At 65.0% G+C, this 7,557-nt stretch carries 3 protein-coding genes and 1 pseudogene; all 4 read right to left on the bottom strand.

Features of this window, described 5'->3' with window-relative positions; all coding sequences use genetic code 11:
- Nucleotides 1-83: 83 nt before the first annotated feature.
- The gene (locus tag ACGYLQ_RS20310) at nucleotides 84-4,343 is read right to left on the bottom strand and encodes a strawberry notch-like NTP hydrolase domain-containing protein (RefSeq protein WP_394444595.1); all 4,260 of its coding nucleotides are present in this window, start codon (nucleotides 4,341-4,343) and stop codon (nucleotides 84-86) included.
- A gap of 111 nt (nucleotides 4,344-4,454) precedes the next feature.
- Nucleotides 4,455-5,111, bottom strand: a complete 657-nt coding sequence (locus ACGYLQ_RS20305) for a DUF6927 domain-containing protein (RefSeq protein WP_394444593.1) — start codon at nucleotides 5,109-5,111, stop codon at nucleotides 4,455-4,457.
- Nucleotides 5,111-5,704, bottom strand: coding sequence for a regulator (locus ACGYLQ_RS20300; RefSeq protein WP_394444592.1), 594 nt, complete (start codon nucleotides 5,702-5,704; stop codon nucleotides 5,111-5,113). The genes ACGYLQ_RS20305 and ACGYLQ_RS20300 overlap by 1 nt, the downstream gene beginning before the upstream one ends.
- 70 nt (nucleotides 5,705-5,774) lie before the next feature.
- Nucleotides 5,775-7,481, bottom strand: a pseudogene (locus tag ACGYLQ_RS20295) (ParB/RepB/Spo0J family partition protein); the annotation flags it as partial.
- Nucleotides 7,482-7,557 lie beyond the last annotated feature (76 nt).

Below are 7,557 nucleotides of genomic sequence, written 5' to 3'. Positions count from 1 at the left end.
GGGCAACGGCACTCCACATCATGCTGTCAAGCAAGCGAAACGTGCTCGATTCGCCGACAGCCCCATTACGGCATCTTTTCCTTTCAGGCGGCGCGATCTGCCGCCGTTGGAGACCCTTCCCCCACGATCCGGGCCAGGATCGCGGCGGTATCAACACCCTCCCCGTGGGGCACGAAGACCCGGAGCTGGAAGGCGATGATCTCCGTGAAACACCCCATGGCCTTCAGCCCGTCGATCGTGCCCCGGTCGGCCCCGTCGATCTCGAGGCGGGCCGCGCCCGCGACCCGGCGGCGGGTGAGCGTGAGGCCCCGGCCCAGATCGACCGGCGCGGTGGACCCGAGCGCCGCCGTTAGCATCTCCTGCGGGGTTTTCGGGGTGCCGACCATAAAACGGGCTCTGAGCGCGGCCGCACCGTCCTCGCTGACTGTGCGGCCGATCATGCTCCCCTGCCCCTCGGGCGTGACCCGGTAGATGCGTTCGTTGCCCGAGGGGATGTCTTTCCAGATCGGCAGCAGCAGCCCGGTCAGCAGGAAAAGCTTTGTCGTGGTCACCTTCGGCAGGCTGTCGGCCTCCTCGTCCCAAAGGCGCAGGAATTCAGGATGCTTGATCTCTTCCCAGGCAGAGTTTCCGAACTTCGCCTCTTCCACGTATGTGGACCCGGTCGGCCGCGTCACCTTGCGCATGAGCGTGACGACCTCTTCATCATACATCTGCATCGGACGCGACGAGATCAGCGCCGCGCGTCCCGACGCGCGGTTGATCATCGGTAGCTTGTCGGGGTTCCGGTCCAAAGCTTCTTCTGCAGAGAGAACATGGACGAGGTCCGTCACTTCGAGCCCGATGATCCGTGTCACCGCCCCGGAGCGCGGACAGGTCCAGAGGTCTTCCGCCGAGACCTGTTCGATCCTCTCGCCACGCAACGTCTCGACGCCGAGATCGAGCGTGCCGGCGGCGCGGGCGCGCTCGGTCTGATCGGCGATCCGGCTCATGAACTCGGCAAAAAGCGCATTCTGCATGTGGATCGGCAGGGCTAGGACACGGTTTAGGAAGCGCTGGATCGGCGGCAACTCTTCCAGGAGTACGCCGTCCTGGTCGATTAGTCGCAGAGCGGTCCAGTCCGCGAACCGCTCGTAGCTCATGGCTCCGGCGCGTCCGGCCGCCAGATCGGCGTAATAGCCGCGCAGCGCACCCCTTGCGATCGGGCTTTCGAGATTGTCCTCCTCGCGGAACATCCCCTGAGAACCTGTCTCGCGCTGGCCCTTGGTGAGCGCGCCCAGCTGATCGAGCCGTCGGGCGATGGTGGAGGTGAAGCGTTTCTCACCGTGCACGTCCGAGGTGCAGACCCGGAAGAACGGCGCGCTGACCTGAGCCGAACGATGCGTGCGACCGAGCCCCTGGATCGCCGCATCGGCCCGCCAACCGGGCTCCAGCAGGTAATGCCGCCGCCGCTTCTGGTTCTTCGCCGTCTGAGCCGCGTGATAGGAGCGGCCCGTCCCTCCGGCGTCGGAGAAGATCAGGATGTCCTTTTCGCCCTCCATGAAGGCCCGGGTTTCCGAGGAATTGCTCGAGGCGGATCGTTTCTCGATGAAGAGTGCACCGTCGCCGGATTTCAGCGGCCGGACCCCTCGCCCCGTCACCTCGGCCACGGCCTCGTCGCCAAAGGCCCAGAGGATCTGGTCGAGCGCCGAGGGGATCGGCGCCAGGGCCATCAACTCCATCATCGCCGCATCGCGCAAGGCCTCGGCCTCGCGCGACACGACCAACGCGCCATTCGCATCCCGCAGCGGTTCGGCGACGACATTGCCGTCGATTTCCACGAGTTTTTGGGCATGGATCGGGAAGGCCTGTTCGAGGTAGGAGAGCACATAATCCCGAGGCGTCAACGCGCCCTCGACCAGCTCGTCCTCGGGGTCCATCGCTTCAAGCCGCCGCTTCAGTAGGCTCTCTCCAGTTGAGACCACCTGGATGACACAGGCAAAACCCGCCTCCAGATCCTCCTCTATGGCGCGGATCACGGTCGGGGCTTTCATGCCCATCAGAAGGTGGTTGAAGAAGCGCTGCTTGGTGCTCTCGAAGCGCGACTTGGCCGAAGCCTTGGCGGCGGAGGCGTTCGTCTGACCGGAGGCATCGTTGACGCCGGTCGCGGTCAGCGCCGCCTCGAGATTGTGGTGGATCGTCCGGAACGCGCCGGCATAGGCGTCGTAGATCTCGATCTGCGCCGGTGTCAGCCCATGTTCGAGCACGTCGTATTCCACGCCGTCGAAGCTGAGCGCCCGCGCGGTGTAGAAGCCGAGCGTCTTCAGGTCGCGCGCCACGACTTCCATCGCCGCGACGCCGCCAGCCTCCATCGCCGAGACGAAACTCTCGCGGCTCGGGAAAGGATATTCCGGCCCCTGGCCCCAAAGTCCGAGGCGGGAGGCATAGGCGAGGTTGTGAACGCTCGTGGCGCCCGTCGCCGAGACGTAGAAGACCCGCGCCCGGGGGGACGCGAGCTGCAGGCGCAGTCCGGCCAGACCTTGTTGGGAGGGCTTCACCCCCCTGCCCTCGTCGGAGCCGGCGGCGTTCTGCATCGCATGCGCCTCGTCGAAGGCCAGAACGCCGTCGAACCCCTCGCCCATCCAGTCGAGAACCTGGCTGAGACGTGTCGTGCCGCATTTGCCCGCGGACCGGAGCGTCGCATAGGTCACGAAGAGGATGCCATCGCCCACCGAGATTTGCTGGTCAGGTTTCCATTTTGAGAGCGGCTGGATGTCGGCGGGCGAGCCGCCGAGATCGGTCCAGTCGCGGATCGCGTCCTCGATGAGCGTGGCGGATTTGGAGATCCAGACCGCCTTGCGACGGCCCGCGAGCCAATTGACCAGGATGAGCCCCGCACATTCCCGGCCCTTGCCGCAGCCGGTGCCGTCGCCGAGGAAATACCCGAGGCGATAGGCGCGGGCCTCCGGATCATCGTCGGCGCGGGTCATCCGGGTCTGGTCCTCGTCGATGGTGAAGCGGCCCGGCAGGTCACGCGCGTGGGCATCGTTCGCCATGAGGATGGTCTCGAGCTGGGCCTCGGAGAGATGGCCCTCTTCGATCAGGCGGCCGGGCAGGTGCAGATCGGCGGCGGCCTCCCGCGACGGCAGCGGCGGCGCCACTGAAGCCATGGCGATGCTCTCGACCAGCGGCGTGGGATGTTCCTGGGCCCCCGCGATCTCGATCCGCTGCGGACGGTAGCGGGCATAGATGTCGGAGACCGGAGTGTTCTCGCGCGGGGTGTTGAGACTGTTGAAGGCCAGCGGAATGGCGGCGTGGGTTGTCGATTTGGCCGTAGAGGTTGCGGTGACCGCGCGCTCGCGCATCGCGGGAGAGCTGCCGTGCCGTGTGGCAGACCGGACCTGCGCTGTGGTCTGCACGAGAGACGCGGCGGGTCGCAACTTAGCGATGTCGTCGACGAATTGCCGCGCCGCATCCAGATCGTCGACAACCGCGCGGACGCATTCGACCTCTTCTTGCACTTTGTCGAAGACCATGAGCTGGGTTTCGACGGTGGTGCCGAGCTTGGCGTAAACATGGCCCGGGATGGAGAGCGCAAGGCGCGGCTTTGCGATGGCCGAGGCCCGTGCCCAATGGGCCGCGTCCCGTTCCGGGGTGAAACCCATCGGCATGATTGCGACCAGACGCCCGCCGGGCGCGAGGCGCTTGGCCGCGCCGATAAGATGCTTGGCCGCGATATGCCTGTCCCGCGACCGGTCGACCGAGGAGGCGAAGGGCGGATTCATCACGATGACACCGGGGAGGTCAGGCACCGTCAGGAGATCGTCGATATGCTCGGCGTCGAAATCGGTCACCTCGCTCCCGAACACCGCCTCGAGAAGCGCCCGGCGGAAGGGGTCGACCTCGTTGAGCATCGGCTTGCCACCCGCGCGTAGGGCAAAACCGGCCAGCGCGCCGGTGCCGGCCGACGGTTCGAGGAAAGCTTCGCCGGGGCGGATGGCAGCTGCACACGTGACCAGGGCTGCATAGGCCAGCGGGGTGGAAAATTGCTGCAGGCGGATTTGCTGCTCGGAGCGCCGGGTCTCCGTCAGGAGCCGTGAGGCGAGCAATCTGGCCACCGCGAGCGCGTCCGAACCGCTGTCCCGCATGATCGCCGTCACCGTGGCGGCCTGCATCAGGTCATAGGCCATGCGCCACGACCACGCGCCGCCAGCATCGCTGCCGCCGAAGGTCTCGCGCATGATCCGAGCGAGCGATGAGCTCTTGAGCGGTTGCTTCTCAATCTCGCTGCCGATCAGGCGAATGGCCTGCAGAAGGTGAGGTTTCGATGGGAAATCGCGTGCGAGTGCCGGGCTTCGGTTGTCCATATCGTCTGTCCTTTGAGTCAGGTTGTGGGTCCGACAGGACAGAAAGCCGCCTCTGCGCTTTCGAATGCGCGGAGGCGGCCTGAAGCTCGACAGATGACGAAATGGGGGCTGTCAGGAATTCTTCCCGGCGAAGAACTCCGCCAGGATCGGGCTTGCCGCGCTCTTGGCCGAGCCCAAAAGTTCGGATCCGGCGAGCGAGGCCTTCGACAAACGCACGAGCCCGCCGGTTTCCTCAATCCGGTAGCACCGGCGCTTTTGCCCTCCGCGCAGGTAGTGGGTGGCGATCACGATCTGGCAGGTGCTGCCATCGGTCAGTGTGACCGGCGCGGCGAGCCTGATCCTGTCACCCTCTTCGTAGTCCGGGATCGCCGCCCAATCCCGGCAGCGCTGGCGCCAGGCATGGGCATAGCTGTCGGGGTCCTTCAACTCAGACAACAGGGCAAGAAGACTGAGCGGCGCCCGCGACTCCACCGGCCCGGCGCTCTCCTCCACATCCTTGTAACCCCAGCAACCCTCGTCGTAGCGCGTCAGGAATACAGCGGCGAAAGTGATGGACCCGTCCGCATCAGTGACATAGGTCGCATCCTCGACCGGCGAGCCGTCGACTTGCGTGAGCCTCAAAGCGGCATACCAGGTCGAGCAGACCTTGCAGGCCTTGACCAGCACCGTTTTGCGGGTGTCGGTCTCGAACGTGCAGAGCCGGGCGATCTCGGCCTTTTCGTCGGCGTAGGATTTGACGCGCCGGTCGGTGTAGAAAAGCCAACCCACTATGCCACCCTCCGGTCATCGATTTCGATGAGCGCGTCGAGCGGCACCCGGTAAGGCAGCATCTCGTCGAAGTCCTCGCAATTGCCACTGTTCTGCACAATGGCGTGGGTGTCACTGGCGTCCTTCAGGATCACCCGGAACGTCCCGCCGAGACCGGAGGGGACATCATAGATGCCGCCGATCAGATAGTCGGCGGCGCGGCGCAGGAAGACGCGGATCGTGTGGCCGTCAGTGGCCAGCCGGATGATGTCATGACCGCGGTCGATGAGCATCTGCACGTCATCGAGAATGTCAGTGTAGAACTGGCCGGTCAGATCGCGAAACGCCGCCTGCCGGGCCGCCATCCAGTCCGGATCGCGGAAAGGGTTGATGCCCTCGGCGAAGGCGTAGGAGGGATCGGCGCGTTCAGTGGTGACGATCCGCGTCGTCGTGCCGTCGATCCCGTTTGAGCGCAGATGGACGCCATTTCCGACGATCAGGATCAGGGCGGGTTTGCCGACCGGCCCGTTCCAGTTGGGCAGGAAGGTGGAACAGCCGCGCGCATGCGCGATCTGCGCCGCGACGCTCGCCGCGGTGAAGCTGAGAAGGGACATGGGATTTACCTGTAGGTAGGAGGGAGGGGTGCGACCCGCGCCTAAGTTTCGGCGCGGGTCGCCTGCTCGATCAAGCCGCTTCAGCGACCCCGGTTTCGTCTTCGGGCGCCTCGGCCTCGCTGGCATCAACCGGCTCGACACCCGCCGTCTGCATCATCGGCGGGCACCAGGCGGCGACCGCCGCCCGCTGCGCATCTGTCAGCGTTGCGAAGGGCTCGGCGAAAAGCTTGTCGCAGAATTCGACGACTTGCTTCTTGGTCGAAGAGGCCAATGTCACCGCCTCCTGTGCGAGCCCCAACTCCTCACCGAGAATCTTCAGAAGCCAGGCCTTCTTGAAGCGGTTGAAAAGCGCCGCGTTCGGCGTCCAGTGCGCCCGGATGTCCGGCATGACCTCGATCTCGAAATCATGCATCAGGCTGTCGCGCTGCCGGTCCCGTGCGAAACAGGATTGCGTGGTCGCCGCCGTGGCATAGGCCACGAGTTTCGCCTTCTCGCGCGCATCGAGCGCCCGGAAGAGCGCGAACTGGTCGGCGGGAGATTTCGCGTCATTGGCCCAGGAGAGGTCGAGCGCGTCATGAGCCTCGGCCACCTGTTCGAGCGAGGTGCCGTCGATCTCGTCCATCTTCGCGTGACTGCGATATTCCTGGCGCGCATCGACCTTGATCGCCTGGGTGACGCCCATGCCGTGGTCCAAAACGTCGGTGACGAGCTTGAAGAGTGTGAGGTCGAGTGTGGCCTCCGGATGCATCGCCATGGCCGCGCCGAGCGCCATCGCGCGTTCGGTCTTCAGATCCTCGGTCAGCGAGGCGGGATAGGTGATCTCATCACTATCCGCCGTGCCTTTCTCGCCCGACGCGGTGGAAGCAGCCTTGCCGGAGCTCTCCGCCTTGTCTTCAGGGCGCACCATCCCGACATGCAGGGAGATCTTGCCATGCGACCAGGAGGCGATCACGCCGGAGCGCGCAAGATCCTCAGCGCTATAGGCCTCCTGTAGGTCCCGCGCCTCGGCCTCCAGCGCGTCCACGCGTTCGTAGAGTTCATTGTACGCCTCGTCCTCGAGCTCCTCGTTCTCCATCTCGCGCTCGAGTTTCTCAAGCTCGGCGGTGATCGCGTCCAAGCGCTTCTGGCCCTTCTCGTCGGGTTCGACCGGACCCGGATAGACCCGGCCATAGTCTGCCATGGCGGCATAGTCGTACTGGATCACCGCATCGGCCCAGGCAAAGCCGATCTCTGCCCGCGCCTCTTCGGCGGCAGCGGCGAGTTTTTCCAGCAGGATCGTCTCGACCAGCGCGGAATCCTCCAGCACGGAATGCTCGTCCAGGAGATCGGCCGCGATGGCACCACCCCGCGCCTCGTAGTCTTTCCGCACGAAGGCACCGATATCGTCGCTGACCTGTACGCCGCGCGACTTCAGCGCATTCCGGACGGTATAGGCCTGGACATAGTTGTCCTCTTTGGTGAGCGCCTCGAAGACCTCGCGTTGCACCTCCTGGCTCGGGTGATCGGCGAAGGCCTTCATCGTGTCGAGCGTAATCGATTTGGCGCGGGCCGCGGCGCGGATGTCGGGATGGATGAGCCCGTAGCGCAGCCGGCCTTTCACGGCGGCCACGGTCGTGCCAAAAGTCCTGGCGATGGTCTCGGGCGTCTGGCCGTCGACCTCCATCATCCGCGCGAAGGCCTCGAACTCGTCGATGGCGTTCATGGGCGCCTGGGTGATGTTCTCGGCCAGCGACAGCGCGGTGGTCACATCGCAATCGTCCGGGACCAGGCGGCAGTTGTCACTGTACCCTAATTAATCAGATTCTGCGGATTCAGGGCATTTTGGGGCGTTTTTGTACCCTTAATTACAATAT

It is taken from the genome of Sulfitobacter sp. 1A12779 (assembly GCF_043557315.1).
Taxonomy (GTDB): Bacteria; Pseudomonadota; Alphaproteobacteria; order Rhodobacterales; family Rhodobacteraceae; genus Sulfitobacter; species Sulfitobacter faviae.
The sequence above is the reverse complement of the archived record's forward strand: the minus strand, read 5'-3'. Positions and strand labels throughout refer to the sequence as shown.

Excerpts from the sequence above, each read along its gene's own strand:
- ACGYLQ_RS20310 (WP_394444595.1), bottom strand. The coding sequence starts at position 4,343 with ATGGACAACCGAAGCCCGGCACTCGCACGCGATTTCCCATCGAAACCT.
- ACGYLQ_RS20300 (WP_394444592.1), bottom strand. The coding sequence starts at position 5,704 with ATGTCCCTTCTCAGCTTCACCGCGGCGAGCGTCGCGGCGCAGATCGCG.